Origin of the sequence: Mycobacterium stomatepiae (assembly GCF_010731715.1) — a bacterium.
Taxonomy (GTDB): Bacteria; Actinomycetota; Actinomycetes; order Mycobacteriales; family Mycobacteriaceae; genus Mycobacterium; species Mycobacterium stomatepiae.
The window spans coordinates 2115981-2131975 of the sequence record NZ_AP022587.1 but is presented as its reverse complement, the minus strand read 5'-3'; the positions used below and the strand labels follow the sequence as shown (position 1 = coordinate 2131975).

Annotated in this window: 15 protein-coding genes and 2 pseudogenes; 10 read left to right on the top strand and 7 right to left on the bottom strand. The window is 64.0% G+C overall.

The annotated features are described in order from the left end of the window. Window positions 1-47 precede the first annotated feature (47 nt). From G6N54_RS10100 to mtf2, 7 genes and pseudogenes are all read left to right on the top strand, one after another. Window positions 48-356, top strand: coding sequence for an RNA 2'-phosphotransferase (locus G6N54_RS10100; protein WP_232073555.1), 309 nt, complete (start codon window positions 48-50; stop codon window positions 354-356). Between the two features lie 4 nt (window positions 357-360). After that, complete coding sequence (locus G6N54_RS10095; protein ID WP_163789903.1) at window positions 361-2280, top strand: hypothetical protein; 1920 nt, start codon at window positions 361-363, stop codon at window positions 2278-2280. A 28-nt stretch (window positions 2281-2308) separates the two neighbouring features. After that, window positions 2309-2674 (top strand): hypothetical protein, encoded by a 366-nt coding sequence (locus G6N54_RS10090; protein WP_232073553.1) that lies wholly within the window; start codon window positions 2309-2311, stop codon window positions 2672-2674. 24 nt (window positions 2675-2698) lie between these two features. Then, on the top strand, window positions 2699-3115 hold the full coding sequence (locus tag G6N54_RS10085) for a hypothetical protein (protein ID WP_163789902.1): 417 nt from the start codon (window positions 2699-2701) through the stop codon (window positions 3113-3115). Window positions 3116-3223: 108 nt separating this feature from the next. Beyond that, window positions 3224-3415, top strand: a pseudogene (locus tag G6N54_RS10080) (hypothetical protein); the annotation flags it as partial. Window positions 3416-3571: 156 nt separating this feature from the next. After that, on the top strand, window positions 3572-4402 hold the full coding sequence (locus G6N54_RS10075) for an LLM class F420-dependent oxidoreductase (protein WP_163789901.1): 831 nt from the start codon (window positions 3572-3574) through the stop codon (window positions 4400-4402). Window positions 4403-4477: 75 nt separating this feature from the next. Continuing rightward, on the top strand, window positions 4478-5299 hold the full coding sequence (gene mtf2, locus G6N54_RS10070; protein ID WP_163789900.1) for a fatty-acid O-methyltransferase Mtf2: 822 nt from the start codon (window positions 4478-4480) through the stop codon (window positions 5297-5299). A gap of 197 nt (window positions 5300-5496) precedes the next feature. On the opposite strand, the gene G6N54_RS10065 is transcribed toward mtf2, so the two are convergent. Next, window positions 5497-7272, bottom strand: a complete 1776-nt coding sequence (locus tag G6N54_RS10065; protein ID WP_163789899.1) for an NAD-binding protein — start codon at window positions 7270-7272, stop codon at window positions 5497-5499. Between the two features lie 336 nt (window positions 7273-7608). Between G6N54_RS10065 and glnA the strand changes: the two are divergent. Then, window positions 7609-9044 (top strand): annotated as a pseudogene (gene glnA, locus G6N54_RS10060) (type I glutamate--ammonia ligase). Between the two features lies 1 nt (window position 9045). Here the strand turns inward: glnA and G6N54_RS10055 are convergent. From G6N54_RS10055 to G6N54_RS10040, 4 genes are read right to left on the bottom strand one after another with little or no spacing between them, the layout of a single operon-like run. Further along, window positions 9046-10752 carry an ABC transporter ATP-binding protein/permease gene (locus G6N54_RS10055; protein ID WP_232073551.1) on the bottom strand — a complete coding sequence of 569 codons (1707 nt, stop codon included), beginning with the start codon at window positions 10750-10752 and terminating at the stop codon, window positions 9046-9048. Window positions 10753-10772: 20 nt separating this feature from the next. Then, a complete protein-coding gene (locus G6N54_RS10050) occupies window positions 10773-11681 on the bottom strand; it encodes a phosphatidate cytidylyltransferase (protein ID WP_163789897.1) in 909 nt (302 codons plus the stop codon). 1 nt (window position 11682) lies between these two features. Next, window positions 11683-12318: a lysophospholipid acyltransferase family protein gene (locus tag G6N54_RS10045; protein WP_163789896.1), complete on the bottom strand. Its 636-nt coding sequence runs from the start codon at window positions 12316-12318 to the stop codon at window positions 11683-11685. Continuing rightward, window positions 12315-13046, bottom strand: a complete 732-nt coding sequence (locus tag G6N54_RS10040; protein ID WP_170313037.1) for a CDP-alcohol phosphatidyltransferase family protein — start codon at window positions 13044-13046, stop codon at window positions 12315-12317. Before G6N54_RS10040 ends, G6N54_RS10045 begins: the two co-directional genes overlap by 4 nt. A gap of 150 nt (window positions 13047-13196) precedes the next feature. Between G6N54_RS10040 and G6N54_RS10035 the strand changes: the two genes are divergently transcribed. Continuing rightward, complete coding sequence (locus tag G6N54_RS10035) at window positions 13197-13529, top strand: DUF732 domain-containing protein (RefSeq protein WP_163789895.1); 333 nt, start codon at window positions 13197-13199, stop codon at window positions 13527-13529. 27 nt (window positions 13530-13556) lie between these two features. Here the strand turns inward: G6N54_RS10035 and G6N54_RS10030 are convergent, their stop codons facing one another. Continuing rightward, the gene (locus G6N54_RS10030) at window positions 13557-14783 is read right to left on the bottom strand and encodes a cytochrome P450 (protein ID WP_232073549.1); all 1227 of its coding nucleotides are present in this window, start codon (window positions 14781-14783) and stop codon (window positions 13557-13559) included. 264 nt (window positions 14784-15047) lie between these two features. Between G6N54_RS10030 and G6N54_RS31300 the strand changes: the two genes are divergently transcribed. Further along, window positions 15048-15353: a DUF808 family protein gene (locus tag G6N54_RS31300; protein ID WP_163794639.1), complete on the top strand. Its 306-nt coding sequence runs from the start codon at window positions 15048-15050 to the stop codon at window positions 15351-15353. Here G6N54_RS31300 and G6N54_RS10020 read toward each other — a convergent pair. After that, on the bottom strand, window positions 15350-15970 hold the full coding sequence (locus G6N54_RS10020; protein ID WP_232073547.1) for a DUF732 domain-containing protein: 621 nt from the start codon (window positions 15968-15970) through the stop codon (window positions 15350-15352). The genes G6N54_RS31300 and G6N54_RS10020 overlap by 4 nt on opposite strands. Window positions 15971-15995: the final 25 nt, after the last annotated feature.

Genomic DNA, 15995 nt, shown 5'->3' with positions numbered 1-15995 from the left:
CGGGCTAAGCTTCACGGCACCGTGTAGGGGACCGGGAGGGGGTCATCGTGGCTGATGAGTTGGATGTCGATCTCGTCGCACTGCACGTTGGCAGCAACCAAGTGCTCAACGGGATCGGTGAGGCCGCTATCGACTTCGCCGGCCATGAAGACGGGCTAGCCGAGGCCACACCGGGCTGGATCGGGTCCTCGCAGCTGGCGTTGGGTCAGCTGGCTGCCCGGTGGGAGACCCAGCACAGCCATCACAAGCTCCGGGTGGGCGGGTTGGGGACGCACGTCGCCGAAGCGATGGTCGCGTTCGCTACGAACGAGGACGACTCGGCCAGCGCGATCAGGTCGGTGCGAGAACAGGGGTAGTCGGGTGGGGTCTTTGACTCCCGCGGACGTCAAGCGCTGGGATCTGAACGCGATTCGCGCGGTGTTCCAGACGGCGACCGGGCGCGCCAATACGTTGCAACGCTTGGGGGAAAGCTTGCAACAGGCCCATAGCGTGCTCGCAGATTGGCAAGGCGAGGCGGGGGACGCTTTCCGCATCGACGTAGGCAAGATTCGCCGCGACATCGAGGCCGACGGCGCGGAATCCAGGCAAGTAGCGGCCGCGGTTTCGCGTGCCGAGGCGGATGTGAGCGCGTGCAAGGGTGAGCTGGACAAGATCGAGCACGCTGCCCAGGCGAACGGGTGGTCCATCACGCCGGACTGGCGAATCGACTCTGGCCCCAAGGGAATTCCACCGAATCGACTCGACCTGGCCTACCAGCTGCAGAACCTGCAGGCGGACCTCAACGCCTGCAAGGTGCATGCCCACACCGCCGATCACGAGCTGGCCACCGCGATCGGCGCTGCCGTCGGTGCGGTCCCGTTAGGCGCCGGCGGGTCCGCGCCGGGCGGTGCTCCGGCGCCGCAGGGCCCCCCGGCTCCCGGGGGTAAGCCGAAGACGTGGCAAGACATGTTGGTTCCGCCTGGCGAGGCTCCGCCCGGGGGAAAGCCCAAGACGTGGCAAGACATGTTGATGCCCCCCGGAGCTGCAGACCCTCGGCCCGGCGGTGCCCCACCTAAGGACGCACCGGCTCCGGCGGCCGTGGCACCGGGCGGTACACCCCCGAAGGTGCCGCCGGTTCCTGCGGCCGGGGCGCCGGGCGGCGCGCCACCGAGGGGCCCGCTGGGTCCTGCAGCCGGCGGCAGGCCGCGGTCGCTGCAGGAGATGTTGTTGCGGGAAGGGCCCGTTCCGCTGCCTCAGCCGAGCCCGGCGGAGATGGAGAGCGCTAAGGCGTTGTTGCGCCAGGTGTTGCGTGGCGACGGCGTGCCGCCGGATCAGATCGAGGCGCGCGTGAACGAAACGGTGGCCGGCGCACAGCGGTGGATCGACCAGGGCGGAATTCCTCCCTATATGCCCCCTGAGCCGAAGCCTGTGCCACCCCCGGGATTCGGTGAAGGATTCGCTGACCGCTGGTTTGCAACCGAAGAGGGCGTGCACAACCTTCTCGGGGTAGGAAATCGCGGATTGCCGGGCGCGCTTGACGCGTGGAAGCAAATGATCCAAGGCACCGTCGAGACTGTTCAAAACCCAGCGGGGGCGGCGATCGGCGAAGTGCAGAATGCCTTGAACTCGCCGAGCGCGGCCTATTACCTGGGCGGTAAAGCCTCCGACGCAGCGGTGTCCTTGCCTGGACTGCTCTTCGGTCCGGAAGTGGCAGGCGTAGGGAGGCTTGCCGACATTGACGCGGCTGCCGCAATCGACTACGGCCCAACACATTTGCCGCATACACCGATCGGTTTCGAACACCCAATCACTTTCCACCCGTTGGCAGGGGAAGCGGGGCAGGATCTCAATTCCGCCTTCACGCACGGAGAGCCCACCACAACCCTCGCTCGGCAAATCGCGGAAATGTCGACTCACTACGTCGGCGACAACCCAGATCGAGTTGTTTTGGGTAAATTCGGTGGCTTGGAAGCAGGCTACATCGGCGAAGCCAGGGGTCACGGTGGAATCTTCTTCAGCACCGGCGACCCGGCCTGGGAAGCGATGACCTATGGCCTGGGTGAATCTGAATCGCAGGGCCTTGTGTGGCAAGTCAACGAGCAGTTCCTGCGGGATCAAATGGAGAGCAGAGTACCGCGGATCGACTATGAACTGCTGGGGAAGTTCGACTCTGTCGAAGATGTTCTCGAAGTGGATCCGAATTCGTTCTCCGCGATGGAGATCGCTTTCCTGAAGAGCAATGCGGAAGCGTACGGTTACCGACAAGTCGGGGATTCGTGGGTATACGTAGGAGGCGGCTAACCATGAAACCAGGTGAGGTGGAACGTTTTTGAGGCCAACGTTGTCTGGCGTTGGTTTCAAGCTCGACGAGATACAAGATACTGAGATTTATGGAGACCGTGCAGCTTGGGCAAGCTACTATCGCGGCGAAGACTGCAAACTGCAGGTTTGTTGGTCGGCCCGTGATGACGGGATAGACTTCATGCTCGCACCGCTCGATGCACCGAACGAATTCGGCTTGGTCAACCGATCGAAGAAATGGCAGTTCATGCTGATGCTCAGTAACGCACATGTTGGCAGAGCTGCTCCTGGACTGGATGCCGACGAGAACGAAGTGATGTCCAGGCTTGAGGCGCTCTTCAAGGTTCATTTTCCTAGCGCCTGTGATGCACTGCGGTCGAGGGATGCAAGGTAGCCATATGGAGGCGAACGGTCGGAAATGACAGAGGAATTCTTGGCCGGGGTCCGGTCCATTGTCGAACCTTTATTGAATGAATTGGGCTTTCAATTAGATGAGTACGACGACGATGTCGTCGAAGGGGGGGCGAATAGTTCAGTCGTCTATTACTCTTCAGCGGATTGCAAGATTCAAATCTATGAATCGCCCCGAGCGGCTTCGATAAATTGCATGATTGCCCCGCTTGACGCTCCCAATGTGTTTGGTCCCTCTGATCGGTCTGGGAAGTGGCAATATATTTTCATGTTGGCGATCAGGCAGGGCATTCCACGCGACGAGATAAGGAAGGATCAGCTGAAAGTTGATTTCCCGACTACTATCCAAAGGCTCGAGTGGATCCGTGGAAGCATCGAGAAGTACTTTTCGGTCGCGCGTGACAGCATCCTGCAGGGAGGCTGACTGGCCATTGGAACCCAAGCCCAGATTTGACGAGTCTGGACCGCGCCTTGGGCGATAAATCTGCAGAACTTCTAGGCCTACATGGATCGGTTGTCGGAGAAGCTCGGCGAAGGCGTAGTGACGAGCCAAGCTGCAAAACGTGTTGGTGATCGCGCGGAGCGCTTCAAGTACGAATATGAAATCTTGGGTCAATTTGATACTGACTGGGCGAAACGGCGGGTACGTGAGCTCGCCGCAATCTTCCGCAATGGCCAGCCCGAGGACATTGCCCTAGTTCCTGAGATCGGCGAACCGCTGTAGCCGCCTGCCTCGGTCGGTGCCCAATGTGGCCGTCTCACAGAGACAAGGCCACCGGGGTGACCAGCCCAACTGACACGGCCGCCACCCATCGGGATTAGCGTCGTGCGTTGGGGTGTTGATCTCCCGGTAGACGGCAGCCGACAGATGAGGGCGACGATGAAGTTCGGAGTCGCAACGTTCGTCAACGACGACACGATCGACACGGTGTCCCTGGCACGTGGCATCGAAGAGCGTGGTTTCACGTCCCTGGTCATCGCGGAACACACGCACATCCCGGCGAGCCGGGAGTCTCCCTACCCGATGGGCGGCGAACTGCCGTCGATCTACTACCGGACCCTCGACCCGTTTGTGACGCTGGCCGCGGCGGCCGCGGTGACCTCGTCCATCGAGCTGTTCACCGGGATCGCCTTGCTGATCCAACGCGACCCGATCATCACGGCAAAGGAAGCGGCCAGCATCGACCTGATCTCCGGTGGCCGCTTCATATTCGGCGTGGGCGCGGGCTGGAACATCGAAGAGTTGCGCGATCACGGCACCGACCCGAAGACCCGCGGCGCTCTGCTCGATGAGCGCATCGAGGCCATCAAGGCGCTGTGGACCACGGAACCCGCTGAGTACCACGGCAAGCACGTCAACTTTGATTCTTCCTACCTGCGGCCCAAGCCCGTTCAGACACCGCACCCGCCGATTTTCATCGGCGGCGACTCCGATGCCACGGTCAAGCGGGTGATTCGCCACGACGCGGGCTGGATATCCAATCCGCTCCCGTTGGAGCATCTGGCCAAGCGCATCGATCAACTGCGTGAGGGCAGCGGGCGCGATGTCCCACTGGCGATGTTCGGCACACCGGCTAAACCCGACTATTGGCAAGCGGCGCAGGATTTGGGCTACGGCCGACTCGCCTTGCTGTTGCCCAGCCGCCCGCTCGACGAATCGTTGCGGTTGCTCGACGACTACGCCGCAAAGGTCGACAGCTACCAGGGCTAAGACGCCCCTCGTCATCGATATGCGAATTCGGAAGAATTCTGTCGCGCCGGTGATCTATCGCACTACACTCCGTCCATGGAACTCAAGGCCCCAGAGTTTCGTCCGTCGCCGCTTTGGACTCTCAAAGCGAAATTCATCCAGTTCATATATCAATACTTTTATCCCTACCTGACCCGTCGGCTCCGTTCGGACGATGTTTTGTTCCTCAATTACGGCTACGAGGAAGACCCGCCGATGGGGGTGCCGCTACCGGCTTCCGACGAGCACGACCGGTACTTTATCCAGCTCTACCACCGGATCGCTACCCAGGTGGACCTCGCTGGCAAACGAGTGCTGGAGGTCGGTTGCGGCCACGGCGGCGGCGCTTCTTACCTGATGCGTACAACGCATCCGGCCTCGTATACGGGACTGGACTTGAACCCCGTCGGCATCGCGTTCTGCCAACAACGGCACCATCTCGACGGCTTGGAATTCGTGAAAGGCGACGCCGAACAGCTGCCGTTCCCCGACCAATCTTTCGACGCGGTAATCAATATCGAGTCCTCGCACCTTTACCGCGAGTTTCCGCGCTTCCTCGACGAGGTCGGCCGGGTGCTGAGCCCGGGAGGCCATTTCCTGTATGCCGACTTCCGCTTTGCTGACACCGTCGCAGCCTGGGAGGCGCAGCTAGCCAACGCGCCAATGTCGATGCTTTCGCACAGGACAATCAATGAACAGGTCATGCGGGGGATGGAGAAAAATTCGCAGTGGTGGATGCGCGCGGTCGAGCGTCTGGTCCCGGCATTCCTGCACAGGTGGCTGCTGGTCCACGGCTACGTGCTCGTGTGGCGGGTCTATCAGGACATGCAAAGGGGCGGATCCACCGACTACCGGATGTACTGCTTCGCGAAGGCGTGACGACACAGGCAGTTCCTCGTTGGCCAAATAGGCCGGCGGCGATCGAGGCGCTGTGCGCGCGGTACCAGTTGCGAGTCAAGGTGACTGTCGACCGCGGGCGAACTGGGCTCGCCCCGATGGGTCGTCAAAGTTCATACGCCTCCGCAGGCGCCCTCGGCCATCCGGCCATACTTGCGCCGCGACCGGCGCCGCGCGACTCAAGCCTGCTGTTCGGGTGCCCACCGTGGCCGGCGGACGTCCGGCCTGTGTGCACGCGCCGCCGCCAGCGTCGCCGCACGCTCTCCGTTGACGGCGGTCAGCGGCGGAGGCTGGCCCTTGCGCAGCGTTGCGATCAACTCGCGATAGGGCCCGATCACATAGACCGTGTCACCGGCTTTCAATAGAGCGTCGCGGCGGGGGCGTAGCCGAACCGGCCCCTCCGGTCGAGTGATCGCGATGACCCGCGTCTGGGTGGACAAGTCCACCATGCGCAGACCATCGAGCTCGCTGCCCTCCGCCACGAGCATTCCGCCGACCATGAAGGAACGCTGCCCGACCCAAAACGTGCCCAGCACCTGCAGTCCCATCGCCGCGCCGATGAACCACGGGGCCGCCAGGTCGACGATCGATCGCACATTCTCGAAACCGAACCGCCGATTCACCGCGGTGCCCAGCGCGCGGCCTTGCACCCGCATGACGATCGGGACCTTGGTATCCGATCCCAAAATCTCCAGCAAGACGATCCCGGTCTCGATGTTCTCCATGTCGTCCTGCGTCACCACTGCGACTCCGCGGGCGCGATCGACACGGGCGGATTCCAGCGTCTGGCGCATCGCCGAGTCTCCGAAAATCACCGGCACGTCCAGTTCGGCCACCGTCGGCAGAAATCGGTTATTCACGTTCGGTTCGATGACGAGGACGTCGTATCCGGCGGTCGCCAGGTCGCTGACGACGCGGACGCCGATCGAGCCCAGTCCGATCACGACGATGTGGTCGCGCATATGGCGTGCCCGGCGCAGCCCGGCCGTCTGGACGAAGCGCCGGGACAGCATCAGGTCCGCGAGAAAAGCGACAAGGATGGCGGTAACGATCGCGCCACCGAACATCAACCCGACATTGAACAGTCGCAGGAAAACGGATTCCTCGCCGAAACCGAATTCGCCATAGCCCACGGTCGTGATCGTCTCGGAGGTGAAGTACAGCGCATCGAGCCACGACATCTGCTGATGCTGATAGGCGAACTGCTCCACGGCCGTCGAGCCGAGCGTGAGGAACAGCGCGAAGACCAACGAGGGCAGAAGCAGCGGGTTGACGTCGTCGCGCATGGTGCGCGCGGCATCGATGGCGCGGCGTATCCGTGAGTGACGCGAGCGCGTCGCGGTTGCGGGAGGCAAGGTGAACCCGCGCGCTTCCAACTCGTCTTTGACGCCGATCATCGACGTCCAGTCGCCGGCATAGACCTGCAGATCCCGGCCGGGACACGGCACCACCTCGCCGGGGGCGGGTGAGTTCTTGCCGTGGACCACCGCGACCGGGGCCAGGTCGGCGTAGATCTCGCGCAGTGTCGCGTTGTAGGGAGCCTCGGATCCCCAGACGACGAATTCGATACCGGCCGTGTCGAACTGGTGCGCGTTACGCGACAGTACCGCCTCGACAAGGGAGGGCGCCGCGAGATCGGCGACGTCCAAGATCGCGCCCGGGCCATTGACGGTGGTCACCGCTTCGCGCAGCACGTCATTGGCCAGACGCGCCACCACGCGGACATTCGGACTGTATTCTCTTGCCAACAAGGCAATTTCGAGGTTCACCGCGTCATTGGGTCCAGCGCAGACGACGGCGCGCGCGCGATGTACCCCGGCGCCCAGAAGATCGGCGGCGGTGTTGATCTTGATGAGCCGAGCGCCCGCACCCCTTAGCTCCTCGGCGATCGTCTTCGACAGCGGGTCGTCGCCGCTGACGATGATTTCGCGATGGAATTGAAAGAGTTCGCCCATTTGTGCTGTCGATTCGTCCGCTTGTCGCCAGGGTCGATCGCGACAAGCTAGTCGATGTCGAGCTGCCGAACGTGGTCCCGCTGTTCGCCATTCGGCTGCGACTTCATGTGGTACGCCATGAATACTCCGACCTCTGCTGTTACCAGCGTCCGCTGGCTCATATGACTATCGGACACAATGCCGAAACATGCCACCGGAAGGATTCCGGCAAAGAAGTCAACGGTGATGTCCCGCAAGTCTTTTTGAGGCGCAACAGATTCGACTTGGGTTTGTCACGCAGGCGAAATAGTTGAGGCGTAGAAAGCGCTGTCGCGCCATTACGTAAAGGAGCATTCCTTGTCCGAGAAGACGCCCGACGACATCTTCAGACTCGCCAAGGACGAGCACGTTGAGTATGTCGACGTCCGCTTCTGTGATTTGCCGGGCACCATGCAGCACTTCACAATTCCGATCTACGCCTTCGACGAGGGCGTCTTCGAGGAGGGCTTGGCGTTCGACGGCTCGTCGATTCGCGGGCTTCAGTCGATCCACGAGTCGGACATGTTGCTGCTTCCCGATCCGGAGACCGCGACGATCGACCCGTTCCGCGCCCGCAAGACGCTCAACGTGAACTTCTTCGTGCACGACCCCTTCACCCTCGAGGTCTACTCGCGCGACCCGCGCAACGTCGCCCGCAAGGCGGAGAACTACCTGATCAGCTCCGGCATCGCGGACACCGCCTACTTCGGCCCGGAGGCCGAGTTCTACATCTTCGACTCGGTGAGCTTCGATTCCCGCACCAACGGCTCGTTCTACAAGGTGGATGCGACATCCGGATGGTGGAGCACGGGAGAGGAGAACGAACCCGACGGCAGTCCGAACCTTGGCTATAAGGTCCGTCCCAAGGGAGGCTACTTCCCGGTTGCCCCCACCGATCATTACGTTGACCTGCGCGATGACATTCTCACCCACCTGACCAACGCCGGCTTTCTTCTGGAGAAGGGGCACCATGAGGTGGGCAGTGGCGGACAGGCCGAGATCAACTACAAGTTCAATACGATGCTGCACGCGGCCGACGACCTCCAGATGTTCAAATACATCGTCAAGCAAACCGCGTGGCAGGCGGGCAAAACCGTGACGTTCATGCCCAAGCCGCTGTTCGGTGACAACGGCTCCGGCATGCACTGTCATCAGTCGCTGTGGAAGGACGGCGGTTCCTTGATGTACGACGAGACCGGATACGCCGGCCTGTCGGACACTGCCCGTCACTACATCGGTGGCCTGCATACCACGCGCCGGCGCTGCTGGCGTTCACCAACCCGACGGTGAACTCCTACAAGCGGCTGGTCCCGGGTTACGAGGCCCCGATCAACCTGGTCTACAGCCAGCGCAACCGGTCGGCGTGCGTGCGTATCCCGATCACCGGCAGCAACCCGAAGACCAAGCGGCTGGAGTTCCGTTGCCCCGACTCGTCGGGCAACCCGTACCTCTCGTTCGCGGCCCAGCTGATGGCCGGCCTGGACGGGATCAAGAACAAGATCGAGCCACCACCCCCGGTCGACAAGGACCTCTACGAGCTACCGCCGGACGAGGCCGCGGAGATTCCGCAGGCACCCACTCAACTGGCGGCCGTGATCGACCGGCTGGAAGAGGATCACGAATATCTCACTGAGGGAAGCGTTTTCACTCCCGACCTGATCGAGACATGGATCAGCTTCAAACGTGACTACGAGCTCGCGCCGTTCAACCTGCGGCCGACGCCGTACGAATTCGAGCTCTACTACGACGTCTGAGTCACGCGCGCACCGTGGGACGACTCTTCCACCACGCGAAACCGGCGAAGGTCAACCCCAGCACAGCCAACATGGCCATATCGAAAAACCATGCCGACTCGGCGCGGCGCCAGTGGGGGTCGTTCGCGATTCCGACCACGAGGTGGGTCAGATCCGCGGTCGACGCGGTGGCCGCGAAACCCCATCGCCCGGGCGTGAACCAGGCGAGGATTTCGAACAGCGGCCGGTCCGTCACCGGGATGAACCCACCGGCGAGCACCAGTTGCGTCATCAAGGTCATCGCCAGCAGCACGATCACCTGGTCACTGGTGCGCGCCAACGCCGAAATCGCAAGCCCCGCAACCATCGCCACCACGCAGGTAGCCGCCACGCCAACGAACAGCTCCAACATCGGGCTGCCCAGTGCCGCCGCCCCCGACGGCCCAGGCTTGCCGATCCCGGGTGCCGTGACGAGCAGAACCAGGATCGCCGACTGTAAAGTCGCGGCCCCGCCGAACACTACGATCTTCGCCAGAAGGTATGCGGAGGTGGATAATCCAGCGGCTTGCTCGCGATGGAAGATTGCGCGTTCGCCGACGAGGTCGCGTGCGGTGAGCGTGACGCCCATCAGGATTGCGGCGAAGCTCATCAACGCAATGACGTGCTTCGCCTCGAACGGTACGGACCCGTCCGCGTGGCCGAGCCCGGCATGACCGGCGACGGTCAGGGGCAGCAGCCCGACGATGAACGGCAGTGCGGCCAGGAAAACGAAGTAACCGCGGTTGGCGACCAGGAGTCGCACCTGCCGGCGTGCCAGCGTCCACAGCTGGCGCCATCGGCCGGGACCTGCGGGTTCACTCCGTTGCGCGGGCTGATGGCAGATGACCTGAATCGCCGTGAGTGCGTCCTGCGATCCCATGCCGTGCATGAAACGACGTCGCATCCCGTCGGGATCGGCGCAGACGATGCTGAAGATGTCGGCCCAGTCGCGGGCGCCGATCGCCGACCCGATCTCGCCCGGGCGGCCGCAGAATGCCGTCTTGCCACCGGGTGCCAGCAGCAGTACCTGGTCGCAGACATCGAGAAACGTCAACGAATGCGTCACCACTACAATCACCCGACCCGCGTCGGCGAGCCGGCGCAGCGTGGTCATGACGGCGCGGTCCAGCGCGGGATCGAGGCCCGTCGTGGGTTCGTCGAGCACCAGTAGCGAGGGACGTGTCAACAGCTCCAAGGCAATTGACACGCGCTTGCGCTGCCCGCCCGACAACTTTTCGATGCGGGTCGCGGTGTAGGTCGTCAGCTCGAGTTCCTCGAGTACCGAGGCGATTACCTGACGGCGATCGCACGCGGCCGTGTCGGCGGGCATCCGCAGTTCGGCCGCGAATTCCAGCGCCTGCCCGACGGTCAGCCGGGGATGGACCACGTCGTCCTGCGGCACCATCCCGATCCGGTGGCGCAACGACTTGCTCGACGCGGTGTGCAGGTCGCGCCCGTCCAACGCCACCGCTCCGCCGCTCGGACGCGCCGCCCCGGTGATCACTCGGGCAAGAGTGGACTTGCCCGCACCCGAAGGGCCGATCACCGCCGTCAAGGTGCCGGGACGTGCGGCGAACGAAATCTGGTCCAGTGCAACAATATTGCGTTCGAGAGTAAGACTCACGTCGCGTACGTCGAGCCCACCGACCATCGTCGCCCGCGGGATACGGGTGGTGATTGTGGGTGCCACAGAACAGGTCATCTGATTCCTCATCCGAGTAGGTAGGCCAGCGGGAGTACTAGCAGCAACGAGTCGATCCGATCGAGCAGTCCTCCGAAGCCCGGCAGCCAGCAGCCGGCGTCCTTGACTTGGGCTTGACGCTTGAACATGGACTCGAGCAGGTCGCCGAAAACCCCACCGATGGAAACGGCGACGAGCAGTCCGATCGAAATGGTGCCCAACAGTGAGAGGATGACGGACGCCCCGATGATCGCGCCGACCATCCCGCCGACCGTCTTGTTGGGGCTTAACGGAGACAACGGCCGACGCGCCCACGCCATGCGGCGCAACCCCTTTCCGCCACACCAGGCGGCGACGTCGGTGGCCGCGACGGCAAAGCACAGTAAATACGTGTCCGGCCACACCATGACGAGGTGCGCTAGCGACCAGCAGATCCACACCGATCCGAACCCCGCGAACGCCGTGCGCTTGGCGCCGTGCTCGACATCCCCGCCGAACACCGAGGGCAGCGCGCACAGCAGCACGGCGGCGGGCGCGAGCTGCAACAGCGACGGGCGCAACCAGGCGGCGATCGGGTAGAGCACCGCCAGCGCTACAAGCACACAGGTATCGAGTCGGCGCAGCCTCACCAATCGCGCGTATTCGATCACCGCGACAACGGCCAGTGCCGCCGCCAGTGCCGCGGTGGTGCCGTGACCAAGCCACACCGGGAGGCCAACCGCGGGCGCGATGAGCGCCCAGGTACGCCATTTCTGGATCAGCTCCCGCTTGCGCGAGACCAGGACGACGATGCCGGCCAGCGCCAGGATCGCCACCGTGACCCACAGCAGAAAAACGGCCCGGGAGTAGAGGTGGATGTGCATCGGGCCCAGGTCGACGTGGAGCGGCATCCGCCGATCGCGGTGGACGAACGATAGGTACTTCTCGACGATCGTCATGTCAGGACGCGAGCGCGTAGCGGTCGACGAGCTCGGCCCCCGCGTCCTCGCGCAAGGCCAGTACGTGTGCCCGCAGCTGCGGGGCCGACGTGGTGTGTGGGTCGAGCGGCGCACCGATCTGAACGCGCATCGGGGCGGGGGAGTAGCGGCCGTTCTTAGGCAGTACGTCCGCGGTGCCCGCGATCGCGACGGGCAAGATCGGTACACCGCAATCGCAGGCCAATCGCAGTGCGCCGGAACGGAACTCACCGATGGTGTCGTCGGTCGACCGGGTTCCCTCCGGGTAGATGACGACCGTGCGTCCGGCTTTCAGCGCGGGGCCCGCCGCTGCGAGCAGTGCGGCATAGGTGCCGTCACCGGAGCGCCGCACCGGCAGGACGCCGATCAGTGAGGTCGCCACGGCGCGCCGCGTGGGTACGGCGAACCAATAGTCGGCCGCCGCGCCGATCACCGGCCGGGTCGCGGGCGGCAGCGCCGCCAGCAGCACCGCGGAGTCGGCATGCGAGCTGTGATTGGCTACGACCACGCAAGCGCCTGTGGCGCGCCAGCGTCCGCTGACGGTCAGGCCGCCCGAGGCGGCGCACACGGTCCGCCAGAGCCCGTGCCGAAGCACGCTCGGCATCCGGTTCGCGGTCATGCTGCCACTGCCGCGAGGGGTCGCGTGACGAGGTTCAACGGTCGGGTGATCGTGTTGATCGGCTGCGTGACCACGTCGATCGGCTGCGTGACCGCGTCGAAGTGCTCCACCAAGACAACGCGCTGAGGCTTCAGCTCGCGGCGCGCCGCCCGCAGCCGCAGCACCGTGGTGATCAGTGAACCGTTCACCAACTGCGCCAGCAGTACCGGCATGACGACCGGGAACGCCGTGGCCAGCACCACGAACAGGCAGCGCTCGGTCTTGCCGAGCGGGCCACCGTTGCGGCGTGTGGCGCCGGCGGCCGCCGCGGCCAGCGATGCGAACGTCGGAAGAGTCGCGGCCAGCGTGGCGACCAACACCTGAAACACCAGCCAGGACAGCCAGTGCAGTCCGGGGCCATGCTGCCGGGCCGCCCACACCGCCAGACCGGCGAAGGCGAACAGGTCCGCCGTTCGGTCGCCGAGCTCGTTGACGACGAACCCCCAAGGCCGGCTGACGCCACGAGCGCGGGCCACCGCGCCGTCGAGGTTGGCCCCGGCCAGCCGCAACACCATGAACAGCGCCGCGAGCGGCCAGCAGCCGAACGCGACCGCCACTCCGGCAGCCGCAGCCGCGGTCACGCCGGCCGCGGTGAACACATCCGGCGAGACCTGCCGCGCCACAGCGGCGTCGACGATGGGCGTCAAACGCCGGGTAAACCACGGCTTGAGCGCGTAGAGGCTGGTCACGGCCGGGGCTCCTTTCGTATGGTGCCGATTTGTTGTGCATTCGCTGCCTGGGTGGCCTTGCGATTGCGACGAGTACATACGGCGACCATGACTACCGATCCCAATAACGGTCGGCAGGACAACCGCGCCAGCCTGTAGGAAGATGAAGCGATGCGAGGGGTAATCGTTTTTGCGGGCGTTGCTGCTGTTATCGCCGTTGCTGCACCGGCTCAGGCCGATCCGAGTCCGGATTCGAACTTTTTGACCCAGCTGAAGAATGCCGGCATCACCTATCAGACCCCGAGCATCGCCATCGGGGTGGGCAAGAGCGAATGCAAACTAATGGACGAAGGCATGCCCGAGACCGAGGTCATCAAGGACTTGGAGGAGAGCAATCCTGCGTTCAAGGGGGACAGCCCCGTCCAGTTCACCTCGATCGCGGTGAACACCTACTGCCCTCAACATGCCGGCGAACTGACTAACCAACTGCCGGCGTCATCGTAGGTCTGGTCTGGCAGGCCGGGGCCGGCGCTACCTGACCGACCGCGCGTCTCCGGCTGGCCGCGTTCCTAATTCGACGGGTAGCCGTTTGAATCCGTGCAACGTGACCAGCTCGAGCGGTTCGGGCTGGTCACGCAGGCTCAGGCTCGGGAAGCGCTCGAAGAGGGTGCGCAGCGCGATGACGCCCTCGATTCGTGCCAGGGCGGCGCCGAGGCAACCGTGGATGCCTGAACCGAACGCGACATGCTCTCGCGCGTTGGATCGGGTGATGTCGAACCGGCCGGGGTCGCTGAATACGCGTGGGTCGCGGTTGGCGCCGCCCATCAACAGCACGAACATTGAGCCGGCGCGGATGTGCTCTCCGGCGATGTCGGCGTCGCGCTGCGCGGTGCGCACCAGCATCTGCACCGGACTCTCGAATCGCAGAATCTCTTCGACCGCCGACGGCCAGAGCTCTGGATCTTCGCGTAGCAGGGCAAGCTGCCGGGGATGCGCAAGCAGCAGGACGATTCCGTTGCCGATCAGATTCACCGTCGTCTCGAACCCGGCGCCGACCAGAAGCGCTGCGTTGGCGGCGAATTCGCGATGGGTCAGCTCGCCGCCGGCGGCCACGCGGCCGAACGGGTCGTTGTGCGAGTCACCCTCACGCGCTCGTTCGATGAATTCGGCGGCGTAGCGGTCGACTTCCTTTAACCGCTCGACGGCGTGGCGAAACGTCTTCCAGCTGGTACCGAAATCCAAGAGCGGCGCCAAGCTGTAGCCCCACTCGCGCACCTGCGGGCGCGCATCGATTGGCAACCCGAGGATCTCGGTGATCACCGCGACCGGCAATTCGGTGGCAAAGTCGGCGACCAGGTCGGGCCGTGGGTTGCGTTGTAGGCCATCGAGCAATTCGGCAGTGATTTCACCGACTCGAGCACTGAGCCTGTCGATGGCCCGTGGTGTGAAACTCTGCGCAAACAAACGCCGATAACGGGTGTGATCCGGCGGATTCGACATCACCATGGCTGGACGCTCCACCGGGTTGGGCAGGCCGGGGTCCGTTCGCTCCAGTAATGCCGGAAAGGGCTGGGGGAGCGGGGCATTCACGATGTTGGTGACCCCGAACCGGTCGTCGCGTAACACCGCCCGGCAGATTTCGTGGTCGGCGCTCACCCACACGAACGGCCGCCGCAACAGGCGGCCCTGTTGCCTGATGTCCTCGATGAGGCGATACATCTCGTCTCCGCTGGCCCGGCCCAGCAGAAACCGGGCCAAGGGTTGTCCGCGGCGAGCCTGCACCGCCAAGAACGCGCGCGGAGCGCCATACCTGGCGATCCAGCGAAACCGGGTGCTCGTCTGGATAGCAATCCTCCTCGGGAGCGTTTATCGGCACGACCTAAATCAGTCCCACGGTACGGCAGCCGGTGTGATCTGGTTGGCCGTCTCCTAACGGAAGTAGGCCACACCTGCAACATCACCATCGCGAAAGCGACGGCCACCGTTTGAAAAGGCGATAGCGCATTCGATAGTACGTTTCAGATATGTTCTAGCCCAACCCTTTTTAGTGCTGATGCGGCCGGCTGGTCGACGACTACTACCGGCTCTCCGTCCACCGATCCAAAGCCGTCTGCGCCACTCGCCCGGTTCGAGGATCGTGTCACCATCGAGCGGATCCTGGGCCGGCTCAAAGATATTCGGATCGACGAAGCACGGCACGGTTTGTTGATCCTGCCCGTGGCGATGCTGTTCGCTCAGTTCGCGCCGCGCCTGGTGGTTCCGGTTCTGATGCTCGGCGGCGTCTACTCGTGCTATGAGGGCGCCGAGAAGGCTTGGTGGGTTGGTTAGGGCCCGCTAGCGACCAGGTTGCTGTTCTGTGGGCAGTAAGCGTGCACCGAGATGGTCACGTACGTCTCGGCGTGGCTGCCCAGCGCGGGGTTGCTCGCGCGGAAATCCGCGATGATCTGCTGCACCGTCATGCCCAGACGGATGTTCTCGCACACCATCTTGCCGTTGTAGATGGCGGCATCCGGATTGGCGAACGAGATTCCTTGATCGTTGAGGTCCTGAACGTACTTGTTGTCCTGACTCGGTGTCGACACGATTGATGACGGGGCGGCCGTCGATGCCGTCGCTGGGGCCGCCTTGGAGGTCGGTGCCGTGGTGGGTGCGGGCGCCGCGGCCTTGGGATGCGTAGTCAACAGCGAACGCCCAAGGACGATTGCACCGGCGATCACGAGCCCGGCCGCGAGCAGGGCGGCCGCGGTACGCCAGGTGGCGCGCCATGATTGGCGCGGGCCCACCGCGTCGCCCGAGGTATCGACGTCGTCATCGCCGCGCGACCACGCCAGACCGGCCGAGTTGGCCGACGTGACCGCCTCGGGTTCCGCGGCAGTGGGCGCGGCGGCGGTCTCGCTCTCGGCCAGCCCGGCAGTCTTGTCGGTAGCGGGTACCGGCTCGGACATGACGGCCATGGTAGCGGCCGCGAGC

What these genes read in the sequence shown, in the direction of transcription:
- G6N54_RS10085 (WP_163789902.1), top strand. Translation starts at nt 2,699, where the DNA reads ATGACAGAGGAATTCTTGGCCGGGGTCCGGTCCATTGTCGAACCTTTA.
- G6N54_RS10075 (WP_163789901.1), top strand. Translation starts at nt 3,572, where the DNA reads ATGAAGTTCGGAGTCGCAACGTTCGTCAACGACGACACGATCGACACG.
- mtf2 (WP_163789900.1), top strand. Translation starts at nt 4,478, where the DNA reads ATGGAACTCAAGGCCCCAGAGTTTCGTCCGTCGCCGCTTTGGACTCTC.
- G6N54_RS10065 (WP_163789899.1), bottom strand. Translation starts at nt 7,272, where the DNA reads ATGGGCGAACTCTTTCAATTCCATCGCGAAATCATCGTCAGCGGCGAC.
- G6N54_RS10050 (WP_163789897.1), bottom strand. Translation starts at nt 11,681, where the DNA reads ATGACGATCGTCGAGAAGTACCTATCGTTCGTCCACCGCGATCGGCGG.
- G6N54_RS10045 (WP_163789896.1), bottom strand. Translation starts at nt 12,318, where the DNA reads ATGACCGCGAACCGGATGCCGAGCGTGCTTCGGCACGGGCTCTGGCGG.
- G6N54_RS10035 (WP_163789895.1), top strand. Translation starts at nt 13,197, where the DNA reads ATGCGAGGGGTAATCGTTTTTGCGGGCGTTGCTGCTGTTATCGCCGTT.
- G6N54_RS10020 (WP_232073547.1), bottom strand. Translation starts at nt 15,970, where the DNA reads ATGTCCGAGCCGGTACCCGCTACCGACAAGACTGCCGGGCTGGCCGAG.